The sequence below is a fragment of the Nitrospira sp. KM1 genome (assembly GCF_011405515.1).
GTDB lineage: Bacteria > Nitrospirota > Nitrospiria > Nitrospirales > Nitrospiraceae > Nitrospira_C.
Genome location: NZ_AP022671.1, coordinates 4,158,820 through 4,174,371, shown reverse-complemented (window position 1 = coordinate 4,174,371; position 15,552 = coordinate 4,158,820). Strand labels below are relative to the sequence as shown.

Below are 15,552 nucleotides of genomic sequence, written 5' to 3'. Positions count from 1 at the left end.
GACCGTCCGGCTCAGCCTATTCCCACTCGATCGTGCTGGGCGGCTTGGAACTGATATCGTACACGACCCGGTTGACGCCCTTCACTTCATTGATGATCCGGTTGGATATGCGGCCGAGCACCTCGTTTGGAATCGGAGCCCAGTCGGCGGTCATGCCGTCGAGACTGGTCACCGCACGGACTGCGATCACATGCTCGTAGGTTCTCTGATCTCCCATGACCCCAACGGTTTTAATAGGTAACAGCACCGCAAAAGCTTGCCAGATGTCCCGGTAAAGACCCGCGCTCCTGATTTCCTGATCGACAATGGTTTCCGCGGCACGCAACATGGCCAACCGGACATCCGTCACGGAGCCCAGTATTCGGATCGCGAGCCCGGGTCCCGGAAAAGGCTGACGCCAGACGATCTCGTCTGGGAGCCCCAGTTCGGCGCCCAGAATACGCACCTCGTCCTTGAATAATTCACGGAGAGGCTCGATGAGTTTTAATCGCATGCGCGCAGGCAGCCCGCCCACATTGTGATGCGTCTTGATCGTGGCCGACGGTCCCTTGAAACTCACGCTTTCGATCACGTCGGGATAGAGCGTTCCTTGAACCAGAAACTTCACACCTTTGAGCTTTTTGGATTCGTGTTCAAAATGCCTGATGAACTGCCGACCGATGATCTTCCTTTTGCGTTCCGGATCGGTCACGTTCTTGAGAGCAGTGAGAAACTGTTTGGTTCGATCGAGCATCTTGAGGTTCAGATGAAGTTGCGAGGCAAAGGTCTTCTGGACCTGATCGCGTTCACCGGCCCTGAGGACCCCGTTGTCGACGAACAGACAGGTCAATTGATCGCCAATGGCGCGGTGAGTCAGCGCCGCCGCAACCGACGAGTCGACGCCGCCGCTGAGCGCGCAGATGACCCGGTCTTTCCCGACCTGCTCACGAATATGGTGAACGGCTGTCTCCACGTACGACTGCATGGTCCACGTCGGCTTGCAGCCGCAGATGTCATAGACAAAATTCTTGATCATCGCCGCTCCCGCGGGCGTATGCGCGACCTCCGGATGAAACTGAAGACAATAGACGCGTCGAGACCCATCGGCCTGTTTCATCGCCGCAATGGGAGAATTGGCCGTATGCGCCAGAATCTGGAACCCGGGAGGGATGTGCTCAATCCTATCTCCGTGCGACATCCACACGGTTGCGGATGGGCCTTCGCCGATGCCTTTGAAAAGATCGCCGCGATCGTCGATCACGAGTTCGGCTCGCCCATACTCTCGGTGTGTCGATTTAGCGACCTTCCCTCCGGAAAGATGGGTGACAAGCTGCATGCCGTAACAGATACCAAGGATAGGAATGCCTTGCTCGAAGAGTTCCTTGTCAACGGTCGGAGCCTTCCTCTCGTAGACGCTGGCCGGACCACCCGAGAGGACGATGCCCTGGGGCCGATACGCGAGAATGGTCGCAAGCGGGGCCGTGCACGGCAGGATCTGCGAATACACTTCGGCTTCCCGAATGCGGCGCGCAATCAATTGCGTGTATTGAGATCCGAAGTCGAGGACCAGAATTCTATCGTGCGAAGGTTCCATGGAGTGCGTTAAGAGCGGTCAGAGCCACGTTCACGCGAGCAATGGTGGTGGGACGAGATCCGGATCCGGCGTGACGGCGAATGTCCTATTCCCAGTCCATTCGGTAGTTCGGTGCTTCCTTCGTAATAATGACGTCGTGCACATGGCTTTCACGGAGACCTGCGGGAGTCTGCCTGATAAAAGCCGCATTTTGCTGAAGCTCCGGGATCGTTTTGCATCCGCAATATCCCATCCCGCTTTTCACGCCTCCGACCAACTGATACATCACCGCGGAGAGCGGGCCCTTGTAAGGAACCCGTCCCTCAATTCCCTCCGGCACGAGCTTTGGCGCCGGCCGTCCACCCTGGCCATACCGGTCTCCGCCGCCGCGCTCCATGGCGCCGATTGAGCCCATGCCTCGGTACACTTTGTACGTTCTCGCCTGGTACAGTACTGTTTCACCCGGAGACTCTTCCGTGCCGGCAAGCAGCCCGCCGAGCATCACGGAAGAGGCTCCCGCGGCCAACGCCTTGCTCACATCGCCCGAGAATTTAATGCCGCCATCGGCGATGATTGGCACTCCGCTGCTCGCCAGGGCTTTGGCACAGTCGGCAATTGCCGTCAATTGCGGCATGCCAGATCCAGAAACGATCCGTGTGGTACAGATGGAACCGGGTCCCACTCCGACCTTGACCGCATCCACCCCGGCTTTGAGAAGGTCCTTAGCCGCCTCCGCGGTGGCGATATTGCCCGCGACGACTTCCAGTCCCGGATGTTGCTTCTTGATCAGCTTCACGATATCGAGTACGGCCTGGGAATGGCCGTGAGCCGTATCGACCACTACCACATCGACACCGGCTTTTTTTAGTTGCGCGACCCGTTCTTCCGCATCTGCACCGACGCCGACCGCGGCCCCCACGCGCAAGCGGCCGTGCGAATCTTTGCAGGCGTTGGGATACTTGATGCGCTTCTCGATGTCTTTGATCGTGATAAGACCTTTCAACTCGCCCTGTCTGTTCACTACCGGCAGTTTTTCGATGCGGTGCTCGTGCAGGATCTCGCGGGCCTTTTCCAGGCTCGTGCCTTCGGGAGCCGTGACCAGTTTGTCCCGCTTCATGACCTGGGATACCTTCAGATCCAACCGTGTTTCAAACCGCAGGTCCCGGTTGGTCAGGATACCGACGAGCTTCTTGTTTTTGGTGACGGGGATGCCGGAAATACGATACTTCGCCATCAACTGGTGCGCATCGCGAATGGTTTGATCAGGAGAAATCGTCACCGGGTCGAGGATCATCCCACTTTCTGATTTTTTGACTCGATCGATTTCCGCGGCCTGATCGGCCGGGGACAGCACCCGGTGAATAATGCCCAGCCCCCCTTCACGCGCCATGGCGATGGCCATGCGGGATTCGGTGACGGTGTCCATGGCCGAACTGATTATGGGAATATTGATCTGAATATTGCGGGTGAGCTGAGTTCGGACGTCGACTTCGTTCGGGACGACCGCCGACTTCGCCGGTATCAATACGACGTCATCATATGTCAAACCGAGGCGCGGTTCTTGGTCGAGCATGATCCTGTCTCTAGGCTGACGTCGTCCCCTGTGCCTTTTCGATTTCCGCGGCCGCTTCAGCCTCTTCCTGAAGCCGCTCGCTGCCCTCGTCGGCGGGCATGAATTGCTGCACTCTGGTATTGCCGCTGTCGACGATGAACACGCTGCCCTTGGCGTCCACGCAGAGGCCATAGGGAAAATTGAATTGTCCGTCGCCGTTCCCGTACCCGCCCCATTGCGTGATAAAATTCCCTTCCCTGTCGAATTTCTCGACTCGATGATTGCCGGTATCGGTTACGTACACATCGCCAACTCCATCGACCGCGATGCCCCACGGTGAACGAAGCTGTCCGGCCTCCTGCGCCTGCGGGCTGCTGGCATGCCCGCCCTCGGTACTGCCTCCCCACTTGGCGAGGAGTTGGGGCAGCACATTCGTGCTGGTATCGAATTTTTGAATGCGATGGTTCCCCATGTCCACGACATACACTGACCCATCGGACTGGTCGACGGCGATGCCTCGCGGAAAATAAAACTGCCCGTCCCCGTTGCCGAAACTTCCCCAAGACATCACGAACTCTCCCTGCATATCGAACTTTTGCACACGGAAATTCGCGCTATCGACGACGTACACGTACCCGCGTACGCGATCGACGGCAATGCCCCAGGGCGCGTTGAACTGGCCCTCGCCGTTTCCACGCGATCCGAACTTCATCAGATAGCCGCCCAATTTTCCGTCGAACTTCTGCACGCGGTGATTGTTCGTATCGACGACCCAGACATCTCCTTTGCCGTCGCAGGCGATCCCCGTCGGATTATGAAAGTTCGCGTTGGCTCCCCCGAAATTGCCCCAAAGAATGATGAAGTTTCCCGCGCTGTCGAATTTTTGAACCCGGTTATTGCCGTTATCGACCACGAACAGCGATCCCTGTTGATCGACGCACAATCCGTATATGGGGGCCATGAACTCACCTCCGTGGAGGAGGGAGGCGCCGCGACCAGGACGTCCCCATCGCGAGACGCACAGATATCCCGAAGTGTTGACCAATATATTGGCGGTCGCAGGCGTTGAGACATTGCCGCCCACGTCCTTGAACCACACATAGATCGTTTTCTGACCGTCCCCGAACGACAGGATGAATGGAATCGTGGCCCCGAACTTAATCGCGGGGATCACCTCCACCCATCCGGGAGTGCCCGCCACCGGAGTCATCGGAGCTTCTGAAATGAAATAGGCGCCCACCCCCGTATCGATGTCGTTGGCCGAAATGGTGACCACGACTTCCGGTGAGTTGGTCATGAAGGCACCGTGATTGATGACGGCGTAGGCGTTCTGCGGGGCCGTGATGTCGATCAAAACCGGAGTCGCGGTCACCTCGCTCGACAATACGCTTTCCACCCCGTCCTCGAAGACCGCCGTGACGGCGTAATAATAGGGAATGTCGTTGGTCAGGCCGGTGTGCGAAAAGGGATTGGTGATTCCCTCAATCTTCGTTGCGCTCTGTATGGAAAGGTTGGCCGATGTATTGAAATAGAGGTTATAGGAAACCGCGTTGGGTACTTCCATCCAGCTCAGGAAGGTTTCTGTATCGCCGGCCTTGACCGCCACGCTGTGCGGCGGCTGAGTCGGCCCTGCTTCCTTCGTCTGCGCGGCTTCGTCCTTTCCGCGATTCAGTTCCTCGTCGGTCGGCACGTATTTCAGGATGCGGTTGTTCCCGCTGTCCACCACGAAGACGGAACCTTCCTTATCGATCGCGATGCCGTAGGGAAAATTCAGCTGCCCCTCGGTTTTCCCTCGGTTTCCCCACGCGCACAGAAACGTCCCATTGCCGTCGAATTTCTGAATTCGGTGGTTGCCGGTATCCACCACGTAGACGTTGCCCAGCGCGTCACAGGCTACTCCCCATGGAGATTTGAATTGACCGGGCCCCGCGCCTTCACGGCCCCATTTGGTCAAAAAACTGCCGCGAGGGTCGAATTTCTGAATGCGATTGTTGCTCTCGTCGGCCACATAGATATTGCCGACGAAATCGACCGCGACTCCGCGTGGGAAAAAGAATGCCCCGTCGAAACTCCCGTCCCGCCCCCACTTCAGAAGCGGCGTTCCATCCGACTTGAACTTCTGAATGCGCGAATTCGTGGTATCCGAGACGTAGAGGTTGCCTTCCTGATCCGTCGCCACCCCCCAGGGAGCATCGAACTTACCCATTTCGGCTCCGCGCCAGGCGAACCCGAACTTTCCCCATGCCTGCATCACATTGCCGTTCAGATCGAATTTCTGTACTCGATTGTTTCCGCTGTCGGCCACGTACAACGTGTCATTTGATCCTACCGCCAGACCGCGGGGGTAATAAAAGCTGCCTTCCTGTGAAGAAGGCTCCGCGCCCCACCGTGCGACAAACTTTCCGGATGGATCGAATTTTTGGATGGAATGATTGTCGGTATCGGCCACATAGATATTGCCGTCTTTATCCAAGCTGATGCCGGTCGGAGAACTCAGCTCGCCCTCATCCACTCCCTCCTGTCCGATGCTCATCGCGATCAGATATGGAGCGGGAATCGCCATGACTTCCTGAGATTCCAGGCTCTCTCCTTTGGGAGTTACAACTGTCACCACGTAGTGGTAACAAGTCCCGTTGGCCAGATCATCGTGAACGAACGGCGATTGCGCCCCTTCGAGGCAGGTGGCCTTTTCCTTCTTGACCCCGATCACCGACTTGAAATCATCGGCGCTGGCGATCGGTCTGGTCAGCTCAGAAAACTTGATCTGGACCCCCTTGGTCGTTTGAAAATAGAGGTTGTAGTACATCGCCTCGGGAACAGGATCCCAGGTAATCGTGATTCGCCCATTCCCGCACTTTGCCCCGACGTTGGTGGGTGCCTGAGGGAGCTCTTCTTCTTCGGCAATCGAGTCACCCGCGCCCCACTCTCCTTGCGTTCCGTCAATGGTCGAATGCAGTCGATCGAATCGAAACATCTCATCCCATAACCATGATTTGAACATAGGTGGTGCCTCTAATTACCTGAAAGGGTTGAACCCAATAATGTAGTGTCTTTCAATGACTTAGATCAGGAATGAGAAGTCTAACAAAGCGTGAAGAGAGGAGTCAACGGCCGCTCAGCAGCGCCATTCTCAAATATGAGCAGGTAAATCGCGATTGCAGGACTGAGATGGCGACGCCATTGTTGGAGCATTGACGGCACGCCTTAAAGGAGACGGCTTAGCTACGTCTGCTCTATCGCCTCTTGTTCGAGCAACGCCCCACCGGGCTCACCCGTTACCTCAGAGCCTCGTCCTTGTACATCAGAACCTGTTCCTTCCTCTTCGACGTCCTGCTGCCTGTCACCCGAATGCGCACTCTCATCCGTTTCATCCTGCCCGATAATCGTCGTCTCTTCGATCGGGAGCATGGCTTGCTCGGCCTCGCCCAGTTCTTTGAATTCACGAAGCGGAGGAAGCTGGCTGAGATCTTGGAGCCCAAAATGTTCGAGAAAAAACTTCGTCGTTCCGTACATGATCGGCCGGCCCGGCACTTCCTTCCGACCGACGATGCGGACCAGTTTGCGTTCAAGCAAGGTGCGGATGACTCCGGAGGTCTCGACGCCTCGAATCTCCTCTATTTCCGCGCGCACGATCGGCTGCTTGTACGCGATGATGGCGAGCGATTCGAGACCCGACCGGGACAGCCTCTGCGAGGCTTTCGCCTTGTCCAGTTTTTTGAGCCATGGGGCGACGTCGGCTTTGGTCACCAAACGGTACCCTCCCGCCACCTTCACGAGCTGTATCCCCCGCTCGTCCCGGTTGAATTGTTCCTCAAGGGTCTTCAATGCCTGCTCAACCTCGGCTTTGGATACCGTACCGATCACGGAAGTCAACTTGGACAGGGATACCGGTTCTCCCGATACGAACAACAGCGCCTCAACGATTGAGGTGAGCGCGCGGCCTTGACACGCATCTTCCTGAGCCGGAGGCTCGCACGCCGGGTTCGTCGCATCCTGCTCCCCGGTTGGTCCCTCCGCAGAAACGAGAACCTCGCCTGCCTCTGCAAGGGATTCAATCGTCTCCGTCACCGGTTCATCCTGTACGTCCGTCGGACTCATCGCCTACCTCCATTCAGATTCATCCAACTCAGCGGGATCCGGCACCAACGAGAACGCGCGCGACACGAGGATCGGCCCGAAGCTTTCGGTTTGAAAAACCCGGGCGGTGCGAAGCCGAATGAGTTCCAGCAGCGCGAGAAACGTCACGATGATCACCATCCGATGGCAGGACTGCTCGAAGAGTGAAACGAAACTCACCGATTCCTGTCCCTCCAGCGATTCGAGAATCGCGTTCATGCGATCCCGTACCGTGAGGTTGTCGGGAATGATTTCCAGAAGTTTCTTCCCGGGGTTCCGGTCGAGAATCGCTTGCAAGGCATCGACCAGGTCGAACAGTCCTACATTGTCGAGCAGCGCCTCATCCGCTTCGACTTCATCCGGCGGCGGCGGAGTTCGGCCGAAGACATCCCGCCACATGCGTTCCTGTGTATCGAGTTGACGCGCCGCCTCCTTGAACTTTTTGTATTCGAGCAAACGCCGGACCAATTCTTCGCGCGGATCGGGTCCATCGTCTTCGTCCTCCGTGGTTTCATCCACCGGCAACAACATCTTGGATTTAATTTGCAGCAGCGTGGCCGCCATGACGAGAAACTCTCCCGCCACGGTGAGATTCAGATCCTTCATGGCCTCGATATAGTCGAGATATTGTCGTGCGATCAGCGCGATCGGAATATCGTAGATGTTGATCTCATTCTTCCTGATGAGGTGAAGCAGGAGATCAAGGGGGCCTTCGAAATTATCGATGCGAACCTGGTAGGGCAGCTCGGTTTGTTCTGCGCCGTCGAATTCGCTATCCACAGACGGTTTTATACCAGGATTGGTGACAGACGGCAAGTCTAGATCTATTAGTTGTGGTTGGCATGGATTTTGATTTTTACCGTGAACGAATGAGGTAGGCGATAAGCATGGCGCTGAAGACCAAGAGGGAGAGTGTGATCACATATTGCACCTGAGGATTGCCGACTCCCAGGACTTCCGGACTGGTAGTGGGGCGCTTCACTCGCAGAAATGTGGCCTCGCCTTCGAACAGCACTTTTGAAAAATCGTCACGACCCATGAATTCCGCGTCGTCAAAATCGACGGTGGACCGGAAGGTCGCTCGATTGAAAAACGCATCGCCGCCGAATCGAGTGAACGTGAAGAACGCCTCACGGTCAAAGCGTGTCTCGGAGAAATCGGCCAAACCATGGAACCGGCTGCCGGAAAATCCCGTCCCGAGTTTGTAGTATGTGCGGGAGAAATTCGCGTCCCGATCGAATTCAACTTCCAGAAACTCCGCCATCCCGCTGAACCCCGATTGTTGAAAGCTCACCGGTCCATGAAAATGTGAGCGGTGAAACCTGGTGTGGGGACCGAACGCCGTCTGTTCCGCAAACACATCCCGCAGGAATTTTCCCTGCACGAAATAGCTTTCCTGCAGAAAGACCGCTGCCGACCAGATCACAGGTTCCAGGAACACCACGCGGGACAAGTCGACAAGCTGCTCGAAACGGGTTTCCGAAAATGTCACGGGCCCTTTGACGACCAAAATCCCTTGAGGCGAGCGATGACGAATCGTCCCACGGACCACTGATTTCACGATCGACCACGAACCGGCAATCACCCGCGCCTCTTCTCGCTGCCCAATGACAGGCTCGAGGTCGGCCGGCAACGGCGCCAGCGGCAGGCTATCGAGCGACAGATCGCCGCTGACGACGACTCCCGACAAATCGACGGCTCTTCCCTTCGCCATCGCGGCCAGAATATCGGCGGCAGCCACGGTTCTGGCCTGACGGTCCCGCTCAGTGCAGTCGTCGCCGAGATGAAGTTTGAAGGACGAGGCGGTCTGGAGCCTTGAATCGTCGATCCGGCACCCTCCCGCCCATACGGCTCCTTGAAGCACTGTTCCGATCAGTCCAACCAAGAGCGCGCTCAGAATATATCGGTTCATGTTGCGGCTCTTATACGAAATGCCGGGAATCAAGGCAAGGGAACAAACATCGAAATCGTTGGTAGAGACCGACCAAGTTGCTAGACTCTCTCCACCTACCATGCGCACGCGCATCGCACGAATCATCCCGATCTTCTTCATGTTGACGTTATGGCTGCCACGGCTAAGTCTTGCCGAACAGGTTCTGGAAATCCCTGTGCTCGCAGCCATTCCGTTCAATCAACAGGGTATATTTGAAGTGCTCCTCGTCCGATGGGACAAGAAGGCGGAGCCGTCTCCCGTCCGACTCCAATGGATTCTCGCCGGAGTGAAATTTGGGGACACGCACTTAGGCGCCATGGCTGATGCCTTTTCCTACGCGGTGAACCGGACGCCACCCGTCAGACACAGCGGTACCGTTTCCGTGCAGGGGATTGCCTACCAGCCGGTCGGCAGCGACGGTCCGAGTGCCGGCGCGGTGATGGCCGTCGGATTTCTCGCGCTCTTCAACGGAGACACGATTCAGAGAGGAATCGCACTGACCGGAACGCTTGAAACCGAGGGACGGATCGGGCGGGTCGGCAATCTACCCGATAAAATACGGGCAGCCAAACGAGAGGGATACCGCACGGTCTTGGTGCCCCGCGGGCAAATATACGACCCGCAATGGAATCTGCAGAGTGTGGGTTTCGAATTGAATATCGACGTCAAAGAGGTCGATACGATCGATGATGCGTATCTCTTGATGACGGGCCGCCGCCCTTAAGCCGCCCCGGTCCCGGTTTCCAGCAACCGCGTCCGGATCGCATCATATTCTCCCTGTGTCAATCGATGCATCCCCAGGCTCAATCGTCTCGATAACTCGGCGGGGTCGGCAATACACAGGACGGACAGTAGAACGGCCTGACTTTCGGGGGATGAGAGGGCATAGCGCTTCACATCCGCGATATGGACAAATCCAAACCTCGCCTCGGTTTTGAATTCATCTTTCACAAATTCGTCGAGATCGGCGAAGTCATGCACCGGTGAAGAAATCTCAAATTCGGCGCTCAGTCCGGCTTTGAGCACATACACCAATCCTTTGGATCGGGGTTCGAGATACTTGGCGAGATTGGCGCGGATCAGCGCGGTACACAATCCCCATACTCCGCGTGAGAGCTGTAAATCCGCGCTCTCCTCGGACGTTCGCTCACGCAATGCGCCTGCGATGAACAAAAAGTGACTCACGTCGATTCACTCTGTCTGTAATCCGGAATGTGTCGCGAGACCGCATCAAGGATTGGAATCACGGTTAATAATTCAGCGCGGCCACGTCGAAGCAGGGACGGTGCGGATCGTGATCGAGGTGGGAAATCGCAACATGGTCAATGGCGATAGTCGTCCGAGTCATCCAACAGATCGTCCGATTTTTCGAGATAGTCGACGTCTTCGTCGTTATCGTCCAAGGCGATATCTTCCTCCATTTCCTCTTCGTCCATGTCGTCGCCTTCACCGGATATTTCGAGTTCATCGTCTTCGAGTTCCTCTTCGTCAAGATCAGCGTCTTTCGGTTCAGCGGCCGAAGCCAGCCGTGATATCGCCGATTTCTTCTGCTCGACGTCGGCCTCCGGCTTGACGCTTTTCTTCACCGAGGGCGTCGGATCGGATTTGGAAGGCTTATGCGCCGAGGGAGCTGATTTCGTCACGGATGTTGCGGTGGATTTTTTTGCCGGCTTGGCGGCGGATTTTTTTGGCGAAGACTTCGCGGAGGCCTTCGGTTTGGCCTTTTTGGCCGATGCCGCTGCAGGCCGTTTCTTTGCTTTTGCCATTGATCGACTCCTCTCTCATCCACATTACAGAGTGGATAGCGTTTTCAAGTTTTCATCTAGCATGAACCTATGGGCTCTTGCAACGGGCTCTTTTGATTTCACTTCTTCGTGACGACGAAATGGCGTGAGCTCGCTGATTGGTTACGGATCGACCCACACCGTGATCAGGGCCGGACGACTTTGCGCTCCTTTCACAAGATCGGGACCGGCCATATCCGTCACCGTGAGGGCGAATTGAAAGCGCTTGCTCTCCGAGACCGGCGGAGCGATGAACGTGGCCTTGACCTGGTCGACATTGGTGAGCGGCACGTGATGCCCGCGGAGCTGTCTCCATTCGTATTTCAAGGGATCACCGTCAGGATCGCTGCTGCGAAGACCGCTGAGAATCACGAGGCTGCCGGACTTGACGCGCAATTCCTTTTCCACTTGTGCAATCGGTTCCCTGTTCGGGCTGTCGTCCGCATGAACGAGCACTTCAAGGGTTCCCACTTTCCCGCGATTCTCGACCGTCAGGTGCGCCCGGCCGTTTCCCCTCACCCGAAGCCAACCGGATTGATCCACACTGATCACCCGTTCGTCGGAAGAGCTGAACCGGCTCCCCGCGCGTAACCCAGCCAATGGACGCACGACACCGTCATCGAACTGTCCGACGACGGGCACCTCCCATCGCTTGCCGATCGTGTCCAGGCGCCAGGGCTGTTGTATCGAAAATTCTACCGAACTCAGCGATGCTCTGGGTTCGACGAGTACCGTCACTTCATCGAACTCTTCATAACCGTCGAGCCGTCCCCGGCTCACCTCTCCCACAGCGAGAAGCCGCATCATCCCGATGCCTTCAGCAGGCACCTTCACGTTTCCTGAAATTGAACGGTCTTCTATTGCTCCGGCAAATGAAGCCGGAGAGCCCCGACGAGTGGCAAGTGGTTCCTCATCCCATCGATACCAATAAAATGCAACATGTTTTACGCTGGCTTCTTGACCCGCCTGTATGGCAACCGGAACGCTTTCACCGGAAGCCACATTGACGCCCTCGCCCGGGGCTATCATGACAAACGACTTCGCCGTTCCGTCCGGAAGAATTACAAGCGAGAGGCCCAGCGCCCATATGAAAACCTCGATGCGAAAGGCTCTGGATTTACGGGGTTGTGGCATTGATCCTCGCTTGGACCGCACCAGCCAGAATCGTATAACTCTCCGGACTAGGTCAAGGACAAATGGCACTCCTGGACGGACAAGGGGGGTTTATCCCATTGATTGTCGTGTTAGAATGGTTACTAGAGTCGCCATGAGACTAAAAATCATCATATTTGCGTGTATCGCCATGCTATTGACAGCTTGGCCCATCACCGCGGCAACGCCCTCTTATACGGCAATCATCATCGACAGTGGATCTCCGTATTTTGTCCCCAAATCTGCAACAGTATCCACGGGTGTTCCCATCAGATGGGAAAATCCGACTCCGACAGAGCATACGATTACCCACATGGGCTGCCTTGAGGACGGCGCGTCTTGTGCTTTCGACTCCGGCATCGTTCTGCCCAACGACACCTTCACGCTTCCAGGTCTCGCTCCCGGAAACTATCCATACATTTGCCGGGTCCATCCAATCATGCGCGGGACTTTGACAATCACGGAATCCGCCCCTCTTCCTTCTCAACTTTGATCGTTGAGCCTGGTCACTCCTTGCAGCCACTGAACCTGCTCGTGTAGGCTTCCACGACCATTACGCCTATGAAACCCGAGGTCGTCGCACACGAGCCGAAAAGCCTCACCGGAGATGTGCTGAATCTCCTGGCATGGCATATTCCGGACCTGGTGGCGTATCAGCACCGGGACGACGAATGGTGGTTCGCGCCGCTCGATGACAATCTTCCGCTGATCAGACTCAATCGCCATGGACTTGAAATGCTCAGGGCCATGAACGGACATACCACTCTCGGACATCTGCTGGCGAAATACGGAAGCAAAGTCTGCGGCCCTGACGGTCAACCGGGGCAATGGCATCTTGAACGATGGGCGCTTCCCAACTACTCGCTCTGCTACTTTGGAGAAAATCCTCCTGGGGGTCACCGTCATGCCGCAAAGTGGGACCTCCTCCTTCAGCAGATCCGTGAGGGGTGGTCCGGAAAGGAAGGGTTCGAGGGCGAAGAACATCTGGAGGACTTCCACGTACACGACCTCAAGGACAGCGGAGAAGACGACGGTCATTTCGATGCAATCGAAACGACGGTCTCCCACCTGTTCCGTGAACCGACCGAGGCCTTGCAGGGCTTGACCTACGGCCGGCTCCTCATGCAAAAATTTCGTCGTCTCGGTTGGTTTACTCCCAAGCCCAAGGTCATCGTCGAAGTGGGAGGCGGCTTGGGGTATGTTGCCCGTGAACTCGGCAAAGAACTGTTGCCGTTCGAAAAGCAGGGACTCAAATATTATTCGGTCGATATCACCAGACCGTTTCTCAGGCTGCAAATCGCGCGGGCCCGCTCTGGAGGCTGGCCTTGCGCCGGGACCCAGGCCAACGGAGAGTGGCTTCCGTTCAAAGACCATTCAATCGATCTGGTCGTGGACAACGAGAATATGGCCGATATGACCCCGGTCAAACTGACAAAACAGGAATTACTTTCTGGCATCGGCGAGACCCCCCAACATCAAGAAGCGCTCGATTGGATCAGGCGGGTCCGTCTGCCGATCGGGTCCGACGTACCGGACGATGTCATTTTCAACCTTGGACCGTTCCGCTTTGTTTCCGAACTGTGGAGGGTGCTCAAACCCGGAGGGCGGGCCTTCCTCACGGAATTCGGAATCGAAGAGGGATGGCCGGCACCGGTAAAATTGCCGGGACACACGGAATATGAAGTCCAGTATGAGCACTTGCGCCAGGCCGTACGTTGGCTGGGATTTCAGGAGCACTATGTCTCGCTTCCTCAGTTTCTTACGATGAAGCCGGATACCAAGGTGCTCTGCACCGGAGCGGCCTACACGATTCAACGGTTCTGTCAGGCCCTCGACAAACCCTTCGTCGTCCGAGCGTACACCGAGGGCGAACTGTGCCAGGCTCTGGGAGACATGTTGTCAAAATTGCAAGGAACCCACTACCATGACGTGGCTGATCCCGCCTGGTTTGGGTTGATCGATTTCAAGGTCCTTTTGCTGGAAAAGCCAGGCGCAACGCCGAAGGCCGCGTTCACGGAGAACAAGGGCTACCGCTGGTATTCGCAAAGATAGCCGGTTGGATTGCAGAGGAATTACCGATTGCTACGTTGTGAGTCGCTACCACTCCGTGGCAAGAACGTGCAGGCTCGAGTCATAGATCTCATCCGATTACATCTCCATCCCCGTCGGCTGCATGCCGAGATGTATGATCACACCCTCTCTGAGACCTGCGTCGCTGACGAGACAAATAGTCTCCCCCAATGTTTCCATGATCGTACGTATAATGATCGCACCAGCCGCAATCACCTCTTCCCGCCCTTTCTCTAGGCCGGGCAACCCGGCGCGATTTGCGCTGCTGAGCGCCAGTAATTTGGTTTCCAAACCGACGATGGCGTCGAGGGTCAATCGATAGTTATGGATTCGTGCGGGCTCGTAACGGGAAAGACCTTGAGCCATCGCGGCGAGTGAAGTAATGGTTCCGGCGGTACCGACGAATCCACGGCACCCCTGGCTTGGGAAATTGCTGAGAGCATTGAGAACCGACTCCCGTATCCAGCGGCGAGCAGACCGGACCTCCTCATCTGTCGGCGGATCATGTCGAAGCATCCGCTCACAGAGCCGTACGACACCGATATCGACCGATCTGGCATGGAGAGAACCGTCTTTCCGGGCACGGATGAATTCCGTGCTGCCTCCGCCGATATCAATCGCCAGAACGTCGTCCCTTCCTTCCGGTAACCCTGCCCGAATGCCGAGCATGGTGCGGTGCGCTTCTTCTTCTCCGGAAAGGATTTCTACGCTAAACCCGGCCTCGCGTCGAATGCGTTCCAAAAATTCAAACCGGTTGTTCGCATCCCGTACGGCACTCGTCGCCACCGCGGTCATCCCGCTCACACGGTAGTCCTCAATGACTCTGCGCCAGTCGATCAGACATCGAATCACACGTTCCATCGCTGGCTCGGCAAGGCCCCCCGTCCCGTCAACCCCTTCACCGAGACGAAGGATTCGGCGTTCGGAATGAAGTTCGTTGAGCGGACCGCGCTCCGGAACATCCGCGATGAGCAACCGACAGGTCAATGTACCGATATCGACACCAGCCAGACGTTTTGCACTCATTCGGAATTCTTGATCTCCGCCATATCGGATTCCAGCTTCCTACTCGCATCCTTGAGCTGGTGGATCTCCTTGACGAGACGTCCCACTTCCATATCGTACATGACACGTTCCACCGGTTCTCCGGCTTCCCGCAAACTGACGGCCCGCTCACCCACATCGCGATACAGTTCAACAAGCTGCTGATCGATCTTCCTCATCTGTAGCCGCAACCGAAGCAATTCCGTTTCCTCCAACGCACGATTCGCCGCCTGTGCGGTACCCCATCGCAGCGTCGCCAAGCCGGTCCTCACATCATGCTTCAGGCGTTGGAGCAGTCCCATGGTTCACGTCCTTGACGAATCGGTTGTTCACAACAAGCGAGGCACGT

General features: G+C 56.5%; 13 protein-coding genes. 2 read left to right on the top strand and 11 right to left on the bottom strand.

Annotated elements, in window-relative coordinates:
• Window positions 1-16 precede the first annotated feature (16 nt).
• The 6 genes from guaA to W02_RS19700 form a co-directional block, all read right to left on the bottom strand.
• A complete protein-coding gene (gene guaA, locus W02_RS19725) occupies window positions 17-1,573 on the bottom strand; it encodes a glutamine-hydrolyzing GMP synthase (protein WP_173050872.1) in 1,557 nt (518 codons plus the stop codon).
• Between the two features lie 85 nt (window positions 1,574-1,658).
• Entirely contained in the window at window positions 1,659-3,125 is a 1,467-nt protein-coding gene (guaB, locus tag W02_RS19720) for an IMP dehydrogenase (protein ID WP_173050870.1), read from the bottom strand.
• 10 nt (window positions 3,126-3,135) lie between these two features.
• Window positions 3,136-6,105 carry a 6-bladed beta-propeller gene (locus tag W02_RS19715; RefSeq protein ID WP_173050868.1) on the bottom strand — a complete coding sequence of 990 codons (2,970 nt, stop codon included), beginning with the start codon at window positions 6,103-6,105 and terminating at the stop codon, window positions 3,136-3,138.
• Between the two features lie 221 nt (window positions 6,106-6,326).
• Window positions 6,327-7,202 (bottom strand): SMC-Scp complex subunit ScpB, encoded by an 876-nt coding sequence (scpB, locus tag W02_RS19710; protein WP_173050866.1) that lies wholly within the window; start codon window positions 7,200-7,202, stop codon window positions 6,327-6,329.
• 3 nt (window positions 7,203-7,205) lie between these two features.
• Window positions 7,206-8,036, bottom strand: coding sequence for a ScpA family protein (locus W02_RS19705; protein ID WP_173050864.1), 831 nt, complete (start codon window positions 8,034-8,036; stop codon window positions 7,206-7,208).
• 40 nt (window positions 8,037-8,076) lie between these two features.
• Window positions 8,077-9,132 carry a pentapeptide repeat-containing protein gene (locus tag W02_RS19700; protein ID WP_173050862.1) on the bottom strand — a complete coding sequence of 352 codons (1,056 nt, stop codon included), beginning with the start codon at window positions 9,130-9,132 and terminating at the stop codon, window positions 8,077-8,079.
• Here W02_RS19700 and W02_RS19695 point away from each other — a divergent pair.
• Entirely contained in the window at window positions 9,131-9,877 is a 747-nt protein-coding gene (locus W02_RS19695; RefSeq protein ID WP_173050860.1) for a S16 family serine protease, read from the top strand. The genes W02_RS19700 and W02_RS19695 overlap by 2 nt on opposite strands.
• On the opposite strand, the gene W02_RS19690 is transcribed toward W02_RS19695, so the two are convergent.
• From W02_RS19690 to W02_RS19680, 3 genes are all read right to left on the bottom strand, one after another.
• On the bottom strand, window positions 9,874-10,338 hold the full coding sequence (locus W02_RS19690; protein WP_173050858.1) for a hypothetical protein: 465 nt from the start codon (window positions 10,336-10,338) through the stop codon (window positions 9,874-9,876). The two genes, W02_RS19695 and W02_RS19690, sit on opposite strands and share 4 nt — an antisense overlap.
• A gap of 137 nt (window positions 10,339-10,475) precedes the next feature.
• Window positions 10,476-10,919 carry a hypothetical protein gene (locus tag W02_RS19685; RefSeq protein ID WP_173050856.1) on the bottom strand — a complete coding sequence of 148 codons (444 nt, stop codon included), beginning with the start codon at window positions 10,917-10,919 and terminating at the stop codon, window positions 10,476-10,478.
• A gap of 141 nt (window positions 10,920-11,060) precedes the next feature.
• Window positions 11,061-12,071 carry a hypothetical protein gene (locus W02_RS19680; RefSeq protein ID WP_173050854.1) on the bottom strand — a complete coding sequence of 337 codons (1,011 nt, stop codon included), beginning with the start codon at window positions 12,069-12,071 and terminating at the stop codon, window positions 11,061-11,063.
• A gap of 579 nt (window positions 12,072-12,650) precedes the next feature.
• Between W02_RS19680 and W02_RS19675 the strand changes: the two genes are divergently transcribed.
• Window positions 12,651-14,141, top strand: a complete 1,491-nt coding sequence (locus W02_RS19675; RefSeq protein ID WP_173050852.1) for a class I SAM-dependent methyltransferase — start codon at window positions 12,651-12,653, stop codon at window positions 14,139-14,141.
• 96 nt (window positions 14,142-14,237) lie between these two features.
• Here the strand turns inward: W02_RS19675 and W02_RS19670 are convergent, their stop codons facing one another.
• Together W02_RS19670 and W02_RS19665 are read right to left on the bottom strand one after the other, a co-directional pair.
• On the bottom strand, window positions 14,238-15,185 hold the full coding sequence (locus tag W02_RS19670; RefSeq protein WP_173050850.1) for a Ppx/GppA phosphatase family protein: 948 nt from the start codon (window positions 15,183-15,185) through the stop codon (window positions 14,238-14,240).
• Window positions 15,182-15,505, bottom strand: a complete 324-nt coding sequence (locus W02_RS19665; protein WP_173050848.1) for a hypothetical protein — start codon at window positions 15,503-15,505, stop codon at window positions 15,182-15,184. Before W02_RS19665 ends, W02_RS19670 begins: the two co-directional genes overlap by 4 nt.
• Between the last annotated feature and the right edge of the window lie 47 nt (window positions 15,506-15,552).

What these genes read in the sequence shown, in the direction of transcription:
- guaA (WP_173050872.1), bottom strand. Translation starts at nt 1,573, where the DNA reads ATGGAACCTTCGCACGATAGAATTCTGGTCCTCGACTTCGGATCTCAA.
- guaB (WP_173050870.1), bottom strand. Translation starts at nt 3,125, where the DNA reads ATGCTCGACCAAGAACCGCGCCTCGGTTTGACATATGATGACGTCGTA.
- W02_RS19715 (WP_173050868.1), bottom strand. Translation starts at nt 6,105, where the DNA reads ATGTTCAAATCATGGTTATGGGATGAGATGTTTCGATTCGATCGACTG.
- scpB (WP_173050866.1), bottom strand. Translation starts at nt 7,202, where the DNA reads ATGAGTCCGACGGACGTACAGGATGAACCGGTGACGGAGACGATTGAA.
- W02_RS19695 (WP_173050860.1), top strand. Translation starts at nt 9,131, where the DNA reads ATGTTGCGGCTCTTATACGAAATGCCGGGAATCAAGGCAAGGGAACAA.
- W02_RS19700 (WP_173050862.1), bottom strand. Translation starts at nt 9,132, where the DNA reads ATGAACCGATATATTCTGAGCGCGCTCTTGGTTGGACTGATCGGAACA.
- W02_RS19685 (WP_173050856.1), bottom strand. Translation starts at nt 10,919, where the DNA reads ATGGCAAAAGCAAAGAAACGGCCTGCAGCGGCATCGGCCAAAAAGGCC.
- W02_RS19680 (WP_173050854.1), bottom strand. Translation starts at nt 12,071, where the DNA reads ATGCCACAACCCCGTAAATCCAGAGCCTTTCGCATCGAGGTTTTCATA.
- W02_RS19675 (WP_173050852.1), top strand. Translation starts at nt 12,651, where the DNA reads ATGAAACCCGAGGTCGTCGCACACGAGCCGAAAAGCCTCACCGGAGAT.
- W02_RS19670 (WP_173050850.1), bottom strand. Translation starts at nt 15,185, where the DNA reads ATGAGTGCAAAACGTCTGGCTGGTGTCGATATCGGTACATTGACCTGT.
- W02_RS19665 (WP_173050848.1), bottom strand. Translation starts at nt 15,505, where the DNA reads ATGGGACTGCTCCAACGCCTGAAGCATGATGTGAGGACCGGCTTGGCG.